This window comes from Bombella dulcis (assembly GCF_026385505.1).
GTDB lineage: Bacteria > Pseudomonadota > Alphaproteobacteria > Acetobacterales > Acetobacteraceae > Bombella > Bombella dulcis.
Genome location: NZ_JANIDV010000001.1, coordinates 250,684 through 267,089 on the forward strand (window position 1 = coordinate 250,684; position 16,406 = coordinate 267,089).

General features: G+C 60.3%; 12 protein-coding genes and 2 tRNA genes. 6 read left to right on the top strand and 8 right to left on the bottom strand.

Annotation, left to right across the window (positions count from 1 at the left end):
• Positions 1–49 precede the first annotated feature (49 nt).
• A complete protein-coding gene (locus tag NQF87_RS01130) occupies positions 50–1,963 on the bottom strand; it encodes an ABC-F family ATP-binding cassette domain-containing protein (protein WP_266126591.1) in 1,914 nt (637 codons plus the stop codon).
• Positions 1,964–2,075: 112 nt separating this feature from the next.
• On the opposite strand from NQF87_RS01130, the gene ndk reads away from it, so the two are divergent.
• Positions 2,076–2,498, top strand: coding sequence for a nucleoside-diphosphate kinase (ndk, locus tag NQF87_RS01135; RefSeq protein WP_043560494.1), 423 nt, complete (start codon positions 2,076–2,078; stop codon positions 2,496–2,498).
• 81 nt (positions 2,499–2,579) lie between these two features.
• Here ndk and purN read toward each other — a convergent pair whose 3' ends face one another.
• Both purN and purM read right to left on the bottom strand, forming a co-directional pair.
• Entirely contained in the window at positions 2,580–3,164 is a 585-nt protein-coding gene (gene purN, locus NQF87_RS01140) for a phosphoribosylglycinamide formyltransferase (protein ID WP_266126592.1), read from the bottom strand.
• Between the two features lie 8 nt (positions 3,165–3,172).
• Positions 3,173–4,231 carry a phosphoribosylformylglycinamidine cyclo-ligase gene (gene purM / locus NQF87_RS01145; RefSeq protein ID WP_266126593.1) on the bottom strand — a complete coding sequence of 353 codons (1,059 nt, stop codon included), beginning with the start codon at positions 4,229–4,231 and terminating at the stop codon, positions 3,173–3,175.
• A gap of 161 nt (positions 4,232–4,392) precedes the next feature.
• Here purM and NQF87_RS01150 point away from each other — a divergent pair, with 161 nt between their 5' ends.
• The 4 genes from NQF87_RS01150 to NQF87_RS01165 all read left to right on the top strand — a co-directional run bounded on the left by NQF87_RS01150 (position 4,393) and on the right by NQF87_RS01165 (position 9,757).
• Positions 4,393–5,097 (top strand): DnaA/Hda family protein, encoded by a 705-nt coding sequence (locus tag NQF87_RS01150; protein WP_266126594.1) that lies wholly within the window; start codon positions 4,393–4,395, stop codon positions 5,095–5,097.
• 195 nt (positions 5,098–5,292) lie between these two features.
• Entirely contained in the window at positions 5,293–7,494 is a 2,202-nt protein-coding gene (locus NQF87_RS01155; protein ID WP_407651975.1) for an RNA degradosome polyphosphate kinase, read from the top strand.
• A gap of 2 nt (positions 7,495–7,496) precedes the next feature.
• Complete coding sequence (locus tag NQF87_RS01160) at positions 7,497–9,008, top strand: Ppx/GppA phosphatase family protein (RefSeq protein WP_266126595.1); 1,512 nt, start codon at positions 7,497–7,499, stop codon at positions 9,006–9,008.
• Between the two features lie 5 nt (positions 9,009–9,013).
• Entirely contained in the window at positions 9,014–9,757 is a 744-nt protein-coding gene (locus NQF87_RS01165) for a CDP-diacylglycerol diphosphatase (RefSeq protein ID WP_266126596.1), read from the top strand.
• Between the two features lie 18 nt (positions 9,758–9,775).
• On the opposite strand, the gene NQF87_RS01170 is transcribed toward NQF87_RS01165, so the two are convergent.
• The 5 genes from NQF87_RS01170 to NQF87_RS01190 form a co-directional block, all read right to left on the bottom strand.
• Positions 9,776–12,490, bottom strand: coding sequence for a DUF4175 family protein (locus NQF87_RS01170; RefSeq protein ID WP_266126597.1), 2,715 nt, complete (start codon positions 12,488–12,490; stop codon positions 9,776–9,778).
• Complete coding sequence (lysA, locus tag NQF87_RS01175; RefSeq protein WP_266126598.1) at positions 12,441–13,766, bottom strand: diaminopimelate decarboxylase; 1,326 nt, start codon at positions 13,764–13,766, stop codon at positions 12,441–12,443. The genes NQF87_RS01170 and lysA overlap by 50 nt, the downstream gene beginning before the upstream one ends.
• A gap of 122 nt (positions 13,767–13,888) precedes the next feature.
• A tRNA-Arg gene (locus NQF87_RS01180) sits at positions 13,889–13,965 on the bottom strand.
• Between the two features lie 30 nt (positions 13,966–13,995).
• Positions 13,996–14,072, bottom strand: a tRNA-Arg gene (locus NQF87_RS01185).
• Between the two features lie 98 nt (positions 14,073–14,170).
• A complete protein-coding gene (locus NQF87_RS01190) occupies positions 14,171–14,548 on the bottom strand; it encodes a hypothetical protein (protein WP_266126599.1) in 378 nt (125 codons plus the stop codon).
• Positions 14,549–14,711: 163 nt separating this feature from the next.
• Here NQF87_RS01190 and guaA point away from each other — a divergent pair, with 163 nt between their 5' ends.
• On the top strand, positions 14,712–16,307 hold the full coding sequence (guaA, locus tag NQF87_RS01195) for a glutamine-hydrolyzing GMP synthase (RefSeq protein ID WP_266126600.1): 1,596 nt from the start codon (positions 14,712–14,714) through the stop codon (positions 16,305–16,307).
• The last annotated feature ends 99 nt before the right edge of the window (positions 16,308–16,406 follow it).

A 16,406-nucleotide genomic window follows, 5' to 3' on the forward strand; every position in this document is an offset into this window, starting at 1 on the left:
AGGCGGTAACGGAAACGGGAAGGAATAATGTGCGCTCTTTTTTCTGCGGTCAATTTACGGAGTTTTCAAGCTCATCCTGTGCTTCCAGCCAGTCCATTTCGGTTTCTTCCTGTTTCTGGCTGACAAGGGCAAGGTCGCTGTTCAGTGTGGCGATGTCTTCGGCACGGCTGGACTGGTAGAGGTCCGGGTCGGCCAGTTTGGCTTCCAGCTGTGTCCTGGCCTTGGCCAGCCGTTCCAGCCGGGTTTCCAGATCACGGATTTTGCGGCGGAGCGGAGCCAGCTGGCGAGTCTGTTCCTTGCGCTGGGCACGCTGCTGGCTTTTGTCCGGCTGTCCGGCACCGGCCGTTCCGTTCCGGGAGCGGGCTGACTGACGCTGGCTGTCCTGCGTGGCCTGTCTGGCCCGTTCATCCAGCCATGTGCGGTAATCATCCATGTCGCCCTCAAAGGGCGTGATCGTGCCATTCTCGGCAATCCAGAGCTGATCGGCGACGGATTCCACCAGATGGCTGTCATGGCTGATGAGAATGACGGCTCCTTCAAACTCTCCGAGAGCACGGATGAGCGCATCACGGGCGTCAAGGTCCAGATGGTTGGTCGGCTCGTCCAGCAGGAGGAGATGCGGGGCATGACGGGTAGCCAGCGCAAGAAGAAGGCGGGCTTTTTCACCACCGGAGAGACTGCGGACGGGTGTTTCTGCCCGTTCAGCATCCAGGCCGAAACGGGCGAGCTGGGCACGGACCTGTGGCGGGGTGGCATCCTTCAGTGTGCGGGCCATGTGCTGGACGGGTGTTTCATCCAGAATCAGCTCATCCGTCTGATGCTGGGCGAAATAGCCGACCCGCAGACGGGATGAGGCTTGTACTTGCCCTGACATGGGAGAAAGCTGCCCCGCCATAAGTTTGGCAAAGGTGGATTTGCCATGCCCGTTGCGCCCCAGCAGGGCGATCCGGTCATCACTGTCCAGTCGGAGGGAGAGGCGGCGCAGGATGGCTCTGTCGCCGTACCCGACAGACACGTCATCCAGTTTCAGTATGGGGGGTGGCAGGGCACCGGGATCGGGAAAGGAGAAGCGGGTGGGTGTGTCTTCCACCACCGCATCAATCTGGGGGAGACGAGCCAGAGCTTTCAGGCGGGACTGGGCCTGCTTTGCTTTCGTGGCCTTGGCCCGGAAGCGGGCCACGAAGGCTTCCATTTTCGCCCTCTGGTCGGCCAGCTTCTCGGCCTGCCGGTTCTGCTGGAGCCGCTGTTCCGTGCGTATCTGCACGAAGCGTTCGTAGCCGCCGGGGGTGAGGGAGAGCTTTTTCTGGTCCAGATGGGCAATGGCCTGCACGCTGTTATCCAGCAGGGCACGGTCATGGCTGACGATCAGGGCCGCACCGGGGAAGCGGGCCAGCCAGTTTTCCAGCCAGAGCGTGGCTTCAATGTCCAGATGGTTGGTCGGCTCATCCAGCAGCAGGAGGTCGGGGGCCAGAAAGAGCGCACTGGCCAGGGCCACACGCATCCGCCAGCCACCGGAGAAGTCATTGACCGGGCGTTGCTGGGCCTCCTGATCGAACCTCAGACCGGCAAGAATGGTGCTGGCCCGGGCCGGGGCACTATGGGCATCAATGGCCAGCAGGCGTTCATGAATGTCTGACAGACGGGTCGGGTCTGTCGTGCTGTCGGCCTCGGCCAGAAGGCGGGTGCGTTCCTCATGGCTGTTCAGCACCGTTTCCAGCAGGGAGAGGTCACCTGATGGGGTTTCCTGCTTCACACGTCCCATCGTGGCCCGGCCGGAAAAGGTGATGCTGCCGCCATCAGGCGCAATGTCGCCTGCAATGGCGGCCAGAAGGGTGGATTTCCCCGCTCCGTTATGGCCGATCAGCCCGATGCGTCGTCCCGGTTCGATGGTGAGGGACGCCTGATCCAGCAGGGTACGGCCTGCGATGCGCAAGGTAAGGTCATTAATGGTAAGTAAGCTCACGCAGGCCCTCAGGACATGAAAATGCGAAAAAAGATACCCACAATACTACCAGAAGCAGGTTTTTTCCTCTAGGGGAGGCAGATTATAGACGTCTATTACCGAGGAGGGTCTTATGGCTCTGGAACGTACACTGTCCATCATCAAGCCTGATGCCACACGCCGCAACCTGACCGGCAAGGTGAATACTGTATTCGAGAATGCCGGCCTGCGTATCGTGGCTCAGAAGCGCATCCAGCTGACAGAAAAGCAGGCTGGTGCTTTCTACGAAGTCCATAAGGACCGTCCGTTCTTCGGTGAACTGGTGTCCTTCATGTGCTCCGCTCCGGTGGTCGTGCAGGTTCTGGAAGGCGAGAACGCCGTCGCTCATCATCGTGACGTGATGGGTGCCACCAACCCGGCCGAAGCTGCTGAAGGAACAGTGCGCAAGCTCTATGCTCAGAGCATTGGCGAAAACTCCGTTCATGGCTCTGACAGCCTTGAGAACGCAAAGCGTGAGATTTCTTTCTTCTTTGCCGAGACAGAAATCCTGCCCTGATCCATTCCTGAACGGAAACAGGTGGGGATCATGCCCCATGAAAAAAGGGAGCCGCAACTGGTTCCCTTTTTTAGTGCCCGGTCAGAGCCGTTCTTCAATGAACCGTTGCAGCGTCTCCGGATAGAGCTGGTGTTCCTGTTCCAGAACACGGGCAGCCAGAGTGTCTGCATCATCGTCGGGCAGGACGGAAACACGGGCCTGCGCAAGAATGGGACCTTCATCCACGCCATCCGTGACGAGATGGATGGTGCAGCCATGCTCCTTTGCGCCAGCCTTCAGGGCAGCCTCATGCGTATGCAGGCCGGGGAAGGCAGGAAGCAGGCTGGGATGAATGTTGATCATTTTCCCCTGCCACTGCCGGACCAGCCAGGGAGTCAGGACCCGCATGTATCCGGCAAGGCAGATCAGCTCTGCCCCGGACTCCCGCACGGCTTCATCCAGTGCCCGTTCGTGAGCTTCACGGTCCCTGCCATACTCTTTATGCGGGATGCAGAGAGTCCTGATCCCGGCCTTGCGGGCTGTGTCCAGCCCGGCAGCGTCGGCCCGGTTGCTCAGGACGAGGACGATTTCGGCAGGGAAGTCCGGGCGGGCACAGGCCTCCATCAGGGCGACCATGTTGCTGCCACGGCCACTGATGAAAACGGCGATGGGGGTTTTCTTCACCATGACTCGGATCAGCCCAGATTCAGCGGAGAGGTGAGGCGGAACGGCGTGCTGCTGCGGACGACACGGCCGATCAGCATGGCTTCTTCATCACGCTGTTCCAGTTCTGCCATGACTTTTTCCGGCTCGCTGGTGACCAGCACCATGCCGATGCCACAGTTGAAGACCTTCAGCATTTCTTCCTCACTGACAGGCCCCTGTTCAGCCAGCCATGAGAAGATGCCGGGGATAGGCCAGCTCTGGCCGTCCACTTCCACGCCGAGACCTTCCGGCAGGACACGGGGGAGGTTCCCCGGCAGGCCGCCGCCGGTGATGTGGGCACAGCCATTGATCAGCTTCTTTTCATGCAGGGCGAGAACGGTGCTGACATAGAGGCGTGTGGGCGTCAGGAAGGCTTCAGCCAGTGTCTGTTTCGGTGAGAACGGAGCGGGGTCTTTCCAGCTCAGACCGGCAGCATCCACGATATGGCGGACGAGGGAGAAGCCGTTGGAATGCACGCCGGAAGAGGGCAGGGCGATGAGGCTGTCGCCTTCATGAATGGTGGCGGGCAGCATGGCATCACGTTCCACGGCCCCGACGCTGAAGCCCGCAAGGTCGTAATGGCCCTTGCCGTAGAGACCTGGCATTTCGGCCGTTTCACCACCTACGAGGGCGCAGCCGCTTTCCTTGCAGGCATTGGCGATGCCCTTGATGATGCGCTGTGCGACGGAAACGGAGAGGCTGCCCGTCGCCATGTAATCAAGGAAGAAGAGGGGCTGGGCCCCCTGGACGATCAGGTCATTGACGCACATGGCGACAAGATCAATGCCGATCTCGTCATGCAGGCCACTCTCGATGGCAAGCAGGAGTTTTGTTCCCACGCCGTCCGTGCAGCTGACAAGGACGGGGTCCTTCAGACCCGCTGCCCTGGGGTCGAACAGGGCACCAAAGCCGCCCAGACCGCCCATGACACCGGGGCGGGCCGTTGCCTTGGCGGCAGGCTTGATGGCGTCAACCAAGGCATCTCCGGCTTCGATGTCCACACCGGCTGCGGCGTAACTGGCACTGGGGGAGGAGGATGTCTTGGTCATGGGGGTATGATGTCCCTGCTGGTTGATGCTGCCCCTCTTATAGAGCATCCTGCACGAAGACGGAATGAGCGGGGCTGTCAAATCATTCCGGCATGATGGGGGAATGAGGCATCTCCGTCCTGTATGGGGTGGGACGGCATGAAGGGATGGATGGAGCAGCGATGACAGGCATACGGGCACAGCTGGCACTGGACCTGCAACAGGATCGTCCCTTTTCGGCTGAACGTTTCATCGCCGGGTCGTCCAATGCATCGGCACGGGCCTGGCTGGCCCGCCCCCGCTGGCCGGAGGGGCGTCTCTGGGTCTGGGGGCCGTCGGGGACAGGCAAGAGTCATCTGCTGCATGTCTGGGCCATGCAGAACCGGGCCGTACAGTTTGAGGCTTCCGCCCTTGCCTGTGATGGTGATGGTGCCATCCTCGTGGAAGGACAGAAGCTGGAACCGGGGAAAGTCCCTTTTGTCATCGACCATCTGGAAGGTCTGGTGCATGAGGTGGCCCTGCTGCATCTGCTCAATCGTGCCCATGCGGCCGGGCGGCGCGTGCTGATGGCCGCCCAGTGTCCTCCGGCCCGTCGGCCTTTCCAGATACCAGACCTAGCGAGTCGTCTTAGGGCGACGGTTACGGTCGGTCTGGAGGAACCGGAAGACGGGCTGAGAGTGACCCTTCTGCTGTCCCTTCTGGCAGAACGACAGCTTGTCGTGCCGCAGTCTGTCACGGACTGGCTCTGGCGGCGTCTTCCTAGGACGGGGGCTGCTCTCGTCCAGGCGGTGGAAAAACTGGATGAAGCGGCCATGAAGCGGGGAACATCCATAAATCGTGCTCTGGCCGTGGAGGTATTGGGTACACTGCTCAGTGAAGAAGAATGAGAGACCATCCATGTCGATTCAGGTAGTGAACAGGTCCGGCTGCCGTCCCTGAAAATCCTGTCCAGCCGGACTCTCATTCTTTTGCTGCAGGGCTGAAATACTGCGTTACGAATTGCCATGTCAACGAAAGGGTGGGCATTATCAGGATGATAATGAGCAGGCATCGACTGTTGACCAGCGGGGGAGGGAGAGTACATGCCCATAGTAGACGACGTGACGTTCACTGAGACGACAATGGCAAGCGGGGTGAAGCAGACGCATGACGCCCGCTTCATAAACCGGGAGCTTGGCTGGCTGGATTTCAACCAGCGTGTCTTGGATGAAGCCGAGAATGCGGAAACGCCGCTGCTGGAGCGGCTGCGTTTTCTCTCCATCAGTGCGGGCAATATGGATGAGTTCTATGCCGTCCGTGTGGCCGGTCTGGTGGATCAGCTGAAGAGTGGCAGCGGGAAGAAAAGCCCTGAGGGCCTTACCCCGGCCCAGCAGCTTGAGGCGGTGCGGCGTCAGGCATGGCATCTCCAGCAGGAGCAGCAGCGCATCTGGCTGTCCATGCAGGATGAGCTGGAAAAGAATGACATTCTCCTGAAGGATGTCGGGAAGCTGCATCATCATGACCAGGAATGGCTGGCCACCTATTTCGAGAAACAGCTTTTTCCTGTCCTCACACCCCTGACACTGAACCCGACGCATCCGCTGCCGTTCATCTTCAGTGGCGGGCAGGCTCTGGTCCTTCATCTCAGGGAGCCGAAGACGCGGCAGCATGTTATGGATGGCATGGTGCTGCTGCCGCAGCAGCTTCCCCGCTTTATCCGTCTGCCGGACCGTCATGGTGAAATCCGGTTCGTCATGCTGGAAGATGTCATCTCCCATTTTGCGAAGCGGCTCTATCCGGGGATGCATGCAACACGCCTGAGCATGCTGCGCCTCGTCCGTGATCTGGATGTTGCGCTTGAGGAAGATGCCGAGGACCTGTTGAACACCTTCGAGAAGGCCGTGAAGGAGCGGCGGCGTGGGGTCTGCATCCATCTGGAGGTGGACGGGCACCTGCCGAAGCACCTGCTCCGCAAGCTGGGTGTTGCCAGGGATGAGGTCGTCCATCTGAAAACGATGGTTGGTGTGGGGGATGTCAAGCAGCTCATCATCTCGGACAGGCCCGAGCTGCTCTTCAGGCCCTATCATGCCAGCATTCCGCAGCGTGTCATGCAGCATAACGGGGATTATTTCGCCACGATTCGGGAGAAAGACCTCGTCGTCCATCATCCCTATGAGAGCTTCGACACAGTTGTCCATTTTCTTCAGCAGGCGGCACGGGACCCTGATGTGCTGTCCATCAAGCAGTCCATCTATCGGACATCTCATGACAGCCCGATCGTGGATGCCCTGATTGAGGCGGTCGAGGCGGGCAAGTCCGTCACGGTCGAGGTCGAGCTGCGCGCCCGTTTTGATGAAGAGGCCAACATCCGTCTTGCCCGTGCCCTGGAAACCAGAGGCGTGCAGGTGGTGTATGGGCTTGCCGCCTACAAGACCCACGCCAAGATGATCCTTGTTGTCAGGCGGGAAGGGGATCATCTCCAGTCCTACGCCCATTACGGCACGGGCAACTATCATCCCAATACGGCCAAGATTTACACCGACATTTCCTACTTCACCTGCAACCCTGTTCTGGTTGAGGACTGTGCCCGGCTCTTCAACTGCATTACCGGTGCGGCCGTACCGGAGCTTGAGGCCGTGGCCTTCTCGCCAGTCACCATCCGGCCGACACTGGAAAAACTGGTGCGGGATGAGATGGAGCATGTCCGTGCCGGACGCCCCGGCCAGATATGGCTGAAAATGAACAGCCTCGTGGACAGGAAGCTGATCGACCTGCTCTATGAAGCGTCACAGGCAGGGGTGAAAATCACCATCGTGGTGCGTGGCATATGCAGCCTGCGGCCGGGTGTTCCGGGGCTTTCCGAGGGGATTGAGGTCCGGTCCATCGTGGGGCGGTATCTGGAACATGCCCGTGTCTTCGCCTTTGGTAACGGCCATGCCTTGCCATCCGGCCATGCCAGACTGTTCATCGCATCGGCTGACTGGATGAAGCGGAACATGGACCGGCGCATCGAGGCCATGGTGCCCATCCTTGATGAGGAGGCCTATGACCGCATCCTCGGCGAGATCATGGTGGTGAATGTCAGCGATACCCTGCAGAGCTGGGAAATGCTGCCGGATGGTGGCTGGAAACGTGTCGACCCCGGCCCCAGCCCTCTTTCCGCACATAATTATTTTATGGAAAAGGCGTTTTCTTCAGATAAAGAGGCAGAAGCTCCGGTGAATCCCCAGCCGGACCCCGCAGACGTTCCGGCGAATCCTCGGCCGGACTCCCATGAAGGGGAAGGGCCTGTGAAGGAGGCGTAAGAATGGTACATACGGCAGCGCAGTGGGAAGAGCGACGGTCTTGCCGGGCTGCGATCGTGGACCTTGGTTCCAATTCCGTGCGGATGGTGGTGTATGAAGGTGTGGCCCGTAATCCGGTCCCCATCTTCAATGAGAAAGCCACGCTGCGCCTCGGTGCGGGGCTGGAGGCCACGGGCATGCTGAGCGAGGAAGGCATCAGCCGCGCGCTGGAGGTCCTTGCCCGCTATCAGGCGATCGGTCAGGCCATGAAGGTGGACCCTTTCGACGTGCTTGCCACCGCTGCCGTACGGGATGCTCATAACGGGGCGGATTTTGTCAGGGAAGCGGTGGCCCGTATGCCGGAGGCCCGCTTCCGTGTGCTGAATGGCGAGGAAGAAGCCGATTATTCCGCTGCCGGTGTTCTCTGTGCCCTGCCTGATGCTGACGGCGTCGTGGCGGATATTGGCGGGGGATCGCTTGAGCTGATCCGTGTGAAGGATGGCTCCTATTTTGAGGCTGGCACGACCCCGCTTGGGGTGATCCGGCTGAGGGAACGGTCACAGGAAGATTTGGGGGACGCTGGCAAGATTGCCAGAAAGACCCTGGCGGATGTGACATGGCTGGAGACGGTGGCCGGGAAGCCGCTCTATCTGGTGGGCGGGGCGTTCCGGGCACTGGCCCGGCTGCACATCGCTCGCATGGGCTATCCCCTGAACATGGTGCATCTCTTCCGTCTTGGCCGGGATGAGGCGGAAGAAATGGCCGAATGGATCATCGGGGCCAGCCGCAAGCAGATGGAAAAGATCGGCAACGTGCCTCGCAAGAGGATGGTTGATGCACCTTTTGCTGCCCAGGTGCTGCTGGCCCTGCTGGCACAGACGAAAGCGCAGGAGGTCGTCTTCAGCGCGGAAGGGCTGCGGGAAGGCTGGTACATGCGTGAGGTTGCGGCCTCGGTTGCGGAAGAGAACCCCATGGAGGCTCTGGCCCGGGAGATGGCAGGGCGGCTGGGTCGCAATGCGTCTCTGGCTGAACCCCTGATCACATGGGTGGCTCCGGTTTTCCTGACGGGGCTGGACTGGGTGGAAGATGCGTTTCTGGCAGCCCAGTTCAGGTTGGCCTGTATCATTTCTGACATCGGTTCCTATGATCATCCACAATATCGGGCCGAGCAGACCTACCGGCGTGTCCTGTACTGTCATGGTGTAGGCTTTTCCCATGAATCACGAGCGTTTCTCGCCCTCGTGCTGGCCGTGCGGTATGAGGTGAACCGGGATGATCCGGTGCTGGAGCCTTCACGCCGCCTGCTGAGCAAGGAGCGGTACGAGGCCGCCATCCAGCTGGGGCTGGCCCTGCGGCTGGTCTATACGCTGTGTGCTGGTACGGATGTCCTGTTGGAAGGCACGCATCTTGCCGTGAAGGATGATAAGCTGGTGCTCAGCCTGCATGGGAGCCGTCTGCGTTCTGGTGGCAGTGCCATCTCCCGTCAGCTGGATCGTCTGGCCGAAGCTCTGGGGCTGAAACCTCTGCTGCGATAACGGCCGTGACGCCGAAAAGGAACCAGCACCATCATGGTGTCTGGTTTCTCACACGCCCTGTCCTTTTTGGGTTCATGGGATGCGTGTTCATACTGGCGGTCATGCTGCCGCCCGCCCTTGCCAGTCTTCATCATGGTAGTAATGCGCTCTGGCGGGTCGTCCAGCAGTGCGGCGTGACGCCTGACCACAAGCCCTGCACGGTCTATGACCCGGAGAAGGGATATGTCCTGTACAAGGTCAGGGCTGGAAAGGGTCAGTATCTTCTCCTGCCGACCCGGCGACTGCATGGCATTGAGGAAGAGGCCCTGTTGAAGGCGGATACACCCGACTATGTGCAGGCGGCATGGACCCACCGGAACCTTGTAAGCAGGGCCTATGGCCATTCCATCCCGGATGACCGGCTGTCTCTGGCCATCAATTCCCGCACGATCCGCAGTCAGGAGCAGCTTCATGTCCATATTGACTGCCTGCGGGCAGACATCCGGCAGATCGTGACTGGTCTGAAGGGAGAGCAGGGAGATGTCATGCTGCGTGGGCATGAGTATCACTGGTGGCTGATCCCATCCCTGACACCGTCTCCCCTGCTGAGTGTTCCCTTTTTTCCTGAAGGGGCGGACAGTCAGGAGCGGGGATATTATGGACTGGTCATCACCCCCCTGAAAGGACAGTTCCTGTTACTGCGCAGCCGTGCCCACGGGATGAACTGGGCATTTACTGAAGAATTGCAGGACCATCGCTGCAGTCTCTGAGGAATGCTCCTGCCTCCGTCAGTGTGGCTGACGGAGAGGTGCCAGCAGGCGGTTCAGATAGTCCAGCTCACTCTGGGGGCGGGTACGGTCAGAGGCCCGCCGTTGCAGCTCACGTTCGATGTCATGGGCACGGTTGCGCTCATGATCCGGGATGTGGGCATCAGAGTCGGGGCTGTCATCCATCTTCCGGCCCAGAGGGTCCTGATTGTCAGGCTGTTTCTCGTCCTCATCGTGGCTGTCATCATCCTGACCACTGTTCGGGTCGTCGTCAGGTGAGGCCGTGGTGGCACCATTCTGCTCATCTGGAGAGCTGGCGGAGGATGGCGGTGGAATGAAGCCGAGGCGTCCCTTGCTGCCTTTGCTGGCCTCGGACTGGTTCTGGTTCATGTCATGCCGGGACTGTGAAAGGTCGTTCAGGACGGTCTGAATGTTTTTCACGCTGTCCTCATCCTGACGGGTGGCCAGACTTTTCAGCACCAGCCCCATGTCTTTTTCTGCTTTCAGCAGATTGGACATTTTCTTTTTCGTCAGGGTTTCCCCACGGTGGTTGAGTGTTCTGGCCAGCAGGCGCAGGGCATATTGTGTGGCATGGTCCTGCTGGCGGGCATCGGCATGGCGCAGGACAGCGTCCTGGTTCAGTGCTGAGGCACCAGCGGGTGCAGTCGCCATGCCCAGCTGGCTGAGAAGTTCGGCCGTGGACATCTGGGAGATGTCCTTGTGCTGGGCATCCGTTTCCGGGGGAGGCTGCTCGGCAGAAAGGCGTTTCTGGGCATGGTTCAGCAGGTCCGTTTCCTGCCGGATGAGGTCCCGCAGGGCGAGACGCTGCGTGCGGGCTTCTGCCTGTGCCTGCATGGAGGCTGCCAGAGCCTGCATGTCGGGCAGGGTGGCCTGCCGGAGCTGTTCGGCAGGTTCCACCATGTCACGGAGATGTTCCAGAGCCTGGGGTGTTTTCCCTGCCAGGGCATCGGACTGGACCCGTCCGGCCAGATGGACCCAGGGCATTCCCCGGCCTCCCGGCATGGGCATGATCAGGCCATTCCGGCTGGCTTTCTGGAAGATGAAAGCCATATGGCCATCCAGGGCAGCTTTCAGTTTTTCCAGCTCATCATGCAGTGTCTGCTGTTCGCCTGATGGCGGTGGCGCAGGGTGCTCTCCCAGGGCAAGGAGATGCAGCCTTATGGCATTCTGCAGGGCACGGACATGCAGCATGGAGGCGGCAATGTCCCTGCCAGACTGGGAGCGGTCTTCCGCATACAGGGCCATGAACCAGAGCTGATCATTAAGGGCACTGACGGACAGGTTCCCGGCGGCCTGATGTTGCAGGAGAACCAGTGGAAAGGACAGGTCCGTGGGCAGGGGCAGAGCTGTCAGAAGACCGAGCATATGAGCCGCCTGTGTCTGGTTGGCCTGCCCCGTGGCAAGATGGAGCCGCAGTTCAAGCAGTGCCCGGCTCAGCGGGTCATGGAACGGGCGGTGCCCCAGACGGAAGGTCTGCGGCTGGGAGCAGCTCTGTTTTCCTGACCCGCTCTTTGCGCAGAGTGCGCCTACGACGTCCAGTCCGGCAAAGGGGCTGTCAGAAAGGTCAAGCCGTGTCTCCCCCTTGGCCCTGGACGGATGTTTTTCCAGTGGGAGAGGACGTACCAGCCGGTATTTCGGGTCAGCCTGACGGGAAGGCGGAATGATGGGCTGGAGCTGGACTTCCAGCTCTGCAACACCATGAGGCTGGGCCACGGACCAGGGGAAGCTGGTATACCAGTCCTGGTCTTTGGCTCCTGCCCTGCCTGTCCAGCGGACATCGGGGGGCGTATCGGGACTGATCTGCATGGACCAGCGTCCCAGCCTGCGGCCCCGGATGGACAGGGTGACGGTAGCACTTTTCTGGAGGATGCTTTCAATCTGCCAGCCACCATTATGCAGGTGCATGTGCCTAACATGAGCGGCACCGTGCAGGGAGGGCCGACCGGCAGGGGCTTCCACGACAACATGAAGCTGGGCACCTTCCGGCAGTGAAAGGGGGGCCGTGCCGTGGGCTGACAGGAAGAGGGGAGGACCGGGGGCGTAGGAGGGTCGGTCGATCCATACCTGCATGGCGGGGATGGGTGTGGCGTCATCATCCATGCCGGGGATGAAGCCCGCTTTCAGCTGGAGGCCCGCCTGTGTTCCGGAGAAACAGCCAAGCACGAAGAGACCCGCCACGACCAGAGAGGCCGTCAGCCAGCCTGCCCAGTGTGGGAAGAAACGGGGCGGGCGGAGATGGAGCGTCTCCAGAGACGCCAGAAGCCGCTGCCGGTGGATGGCCCAGAGCTGGCCTTCCCTGAGCTTCTGGTCTTCAGGAAGGTTCCCCGGCAGGGCGGGACTGTCTGTTAGGGCGGCGAGTGGAGGGAACCCGAGGCCGGAATCCCGTTCAATCCGCTGGTCAACCTGCTTCAGGGTAGGGCGTGGGAGATGGTGGAGACACCGGACTGCCCATCCGATGACAGTGCCGAAGCAGGCCAGCTCCAGCAGGCCGTGCAGCCAGTCCGGCAGTGACTGGGGAAGATGGAGCAGAGCCGCACAGCCCCACAGTCCGGCCAGCAGGGCGGGCCAGCGGGCATGGTACCAGTACTGTTCGACACGCAGCCGACGGTAGGCCTGCCGTTTGAGACGGGCAAAGCGGGGAGGGAGAAGGGCAGCCTTCACGATGTCAGGGATGGGCCAGCCAGTCGGGGACGGCTTCCTGTGCGAGAAGTTCATCAAGCGTCTGGCGTCTGCGGATGACAGCCTGCCGGTCGCCATCAATCATGATCTGTGCGGCAAGAGGCCGTGAATTGTAGGTGGAACTCATGACGGTACCATAGGCCCCGGCATCCAGAAGAGCGACCAGATCGCCCTTCTTCAGGGAAGGAAGGCGACGCTGGCGCGCGAAGATGTCGCTGCTCTCACAGATGGGGCCGACCACATCCACGACATCCCCGGCTGTGGTGTCTTCTGGAGTGTGAAGGGGGAGGATGCCGTGCCAGGAATCATACATGGCGGGGCGGACCAGCTCATTCATGCCTGCATCAATGATAACAAAACGGCGGGCAGCCTCTTTCACGTCGATGACACGGGCCAGAAGCACGCCAGAAGGAGCGGCCAGCCAGCGGCCCGGTTCTACATGGAGCTGCACGTTCAGATCACCCAGCGTTTCGGCAATGACCTCCGCCAGCATGGAAGGGGGAGGAGCTTTTTCATCACGATAGGCAATGCCAAGACCGCCGCCGCAGTCAATGTCGCTGACATGCAGACCGTCTGCCCGCAGGGTTCTGACCAGAGAGGCGATGCGCTCATAGCCCCTGCGGAAGGGGGCTTCCGTCACCATCTGGCTCCCCAGATGGACGGCAAGACCGATCAGCTCCACGCCGGTCATGTCTGTCTGGGTTTTGCGGTAGAGGGCAGGGACGGTGTCGTGGGCAATACCGAACTTGTCTTCGGCCCGCCCTGTCGTGATCTTGCTGTGCGTCTGGGCGTCAATGTCCGGATTGACCCGGAAGGCAATGCGGGCACGTCGTTCCAGCTTTCGTGCCAGAGCGTCGAGGCGGTGCAGCTCTTCCACGCTCTCAACATTGATCTGGCCAATCTGGTGATGGATGGCCAGTTCCAGCTCTTCATCCGTCTTGCCGATGCCGGAAAAAACGATGTCCTGCGCCCGGATGCCTGCGGCAAGGGCACGGCGCAACTCACCACCGCTGACGACATCGGCTCCGAAACCGCACTGTGCCAGAACGGTCAGGCAGGCCTGATGGTCCTGCGCCTTGACGGCAAAATGGCAGTGAACGGGCAGGTTCTTCGCCTCGAAAGCGTCCTTCAGGGCACGGGCACGACGGCGCAGCGTGTCTGCACTGATGACCCAGCAGGGGGTGCCATGCTGTCTGGCAAGGTCTGCCAAGGGAGTGCCTTCCATGACCAGCCCTTTGCTGCCCTCGTAGGACAGGTTGGGATGGCTGTTCAGGAGGCTCTGAAGTGTCGGATCGGGACGTGTCGAAGTCATGCCCGCATGATTACAGATCAGCAGCGAAAATGGAAAGGTGCAACCGGCAGGAAAGAGGAACGACCGGCGGAGATTTCACGCCTGCCCGTTCATCATTCGCAACATGTTCTCAGGGAGAATGATGGTGCACCCGAGAGGACTCGAACCTCTAACCCCCAGATTCGTAGTCTGGTGCTCTATCCAATTGAGCTACGGGTGCAATAGCCCGAATGCCGGGCCTGTAATGGCATGGTGCACCCGAGAGGACTCGAACCTCTAACCCCCAGATTCGTAGTCTGGTGCTCTATCCAATTGAGCTACGGGTGCGCTATGTTGGTAAAAGTTCTATCTGGTCTTTTCTGGTAGTGCAACCCCGCTTGGAAGTTTTTTAAATATTTTCCAGCGGGATGCCCTGTCCGGCCGGTTCAGCGGCGGGTGAGCGAGACATGGGCACGGCAGCGGGGCGACATATAGGTGCCGCCAATGGCCGTTCCGACCGGGTAGCCATCAAAAGACTGCCGGTAGGGCGTGCCGTTCATTCCCTTGTCGGTCAGCTCGGCCAGATAGTGCTGCTGGCCTTTTTCGTAAGTGCCACGCAGGGTGGAGGAGGTCATGCCGGGATTGAAGACGATCTCATGCCCACGGATGCGGAGGGAGGACATGTCGCTGGTCGGGCAGATGCCCTGCTCGGTGACAAGCTTCCCCATCCACAGGCCATAGGGGTCAGCCGCCGGGTCGGGGAGGGAGGAGCAGGCCCCCAGTGTGCAGAGACTGACAAGACAGGTGAGAAAAGCGGGACGCATGTGCTGTTCCTGAAAGTATGGTTCCGGTGTGCCGGCCACCGCAGAAATCTTTTCCGGAAGGTAAAAACCGGTGGAGAATAAGGATGACGTTGGCGGTCTATCGTCCTATAGAGACTAGCACGAATTAAGCATTGTGCCATATCCAGCAGGCGAGGGCCGGAACTTGACGCAGAAAAACGCAGACACTTTTCAGCAGCTTGATGAAACCCTTCATGAAGACCGCATCCTGATTCTGGATTTCGGCAGCCAGGTGACCCAGCTGATTGCCCGCCGTGTGCGGGAAAGCGGGGTCTATTGCGAAATCTGGCCGTTCACGTCCTCGCTGGAGAAAATCCGTGATTTCAACCCACGGGGGATCATTCTTTCCGGCAGTCCGGCCAGCGTGCATGACGACAATGCACCGACCCTGCCGGAGGGTCTGCTGGAGCTGAACCGTCCCATTCTGGGCATCTGCTATGGCCAGCAGGTTCTGTGTCATACGCTGGGTGGCCGTGTGGAAACGCACGATCATCGCGAGTTTGGCCGTGCCTATATTGATGTTGCCGAGGAATGTGCGCTGTTCCATGGTCTCTGGGCACAGGGCGGGCGTGAGCAGGTCTGGATGAGCCACGGTGACCGTGTGGCGGCCCTGCCGCCGGGCTTCAGGGCCGTGGCCTATTCCGAGGGGGCACCGTTTGCCATCATCGCCAATGAGGAACGCCGCATCTATGGCGTGCAGTTCCACCCGGAGGTGGTGCATACGCCGCATGGTGCGGAGCTGATCCGCAATTTCACGCATGACGTGGCGGGCTGTTTCGGCACATGGACGATGGCCGGTTTCCGTGATCTTGAAATTGCCCGTATCCGCAAGCAGGTGGGTGACGGCAAGGTGATCTGCGGTCTCTCCGGCGGGGTGGACAGCTCCGTGGCAGCCAAGCTGATTCATGACGCCATTGGTGATCAGCTGACCTGCATCTTCGTTGATCCGGGCATCCTGCGTGCCGGTGAAGCGGATGAGGTGGTGAAAACCTTCCGTGATCGCTTCAATATCCGTCTGGTCCATCGTGATGCGTCCGACCTGTTCCTTGGCGAGCTGGCCGGGGTGACGGACCCGGAAGTGAAGCGCAAGACCATTGGCCGTCTCTTCATTGAAGTTTTCGAGCAGGAAGCCGCCAGGCTGGGCGGGGCGCAGTTCCTTGCTCAGGGGACGCTGTACCCGGATGTGATCGAGAGTGTCAGCTTCAATGGCGGGCCGTCCGTGACCATCAAGTCCCATCATAATGTGGGCGGTCTGCCGGAACGGATGAACATGGAGCTTGTCGAGCCGCTGCGTGAACTCTTCAAGGATGAGGTTCGTGCGCTGGGCCGTGAGATTGGCGTGCCGGAGCATATTGTCGGGCGGCATCCATTCCCGGGGCCGGGGCTGGCCATCCGTATTCCCGGTGACATCACCCGGGAGAAGCTGGACCTCCTGCGGAAGGTGGACAGCATCTATCTGGAGGAAATCCGCAAGGCTGGCCTGTATGACGAAATCTGGCAGGCTTTTGCGGTTCTCCTGCCCGTCCGTACGGTGGGCGTGATGGGTGACGACCGTACCTACGATCAGGCCTGTGCCCTGCGTGCCGTCACCAGCACGGATGGCATGACCGCCGAGGTCTATCCCTTCACCTTCGAGTTCCTCAACCGTGTCGCTGGCCGCATCGTGAACGAGGTGCGTGGCATCAACCGTGTTACTTATGACATTACTTCCAAGCCGCCAGGCACGATCGAGTGGGAGTGAGGTTTTAAGGAGCGTTTTCGGTTAGACAACGCCGCTATGCGTTTGATAGTGGCGTTGTTATTTTTAGTTTCATTATGAGTCCTAATTGAAAATTAGTAT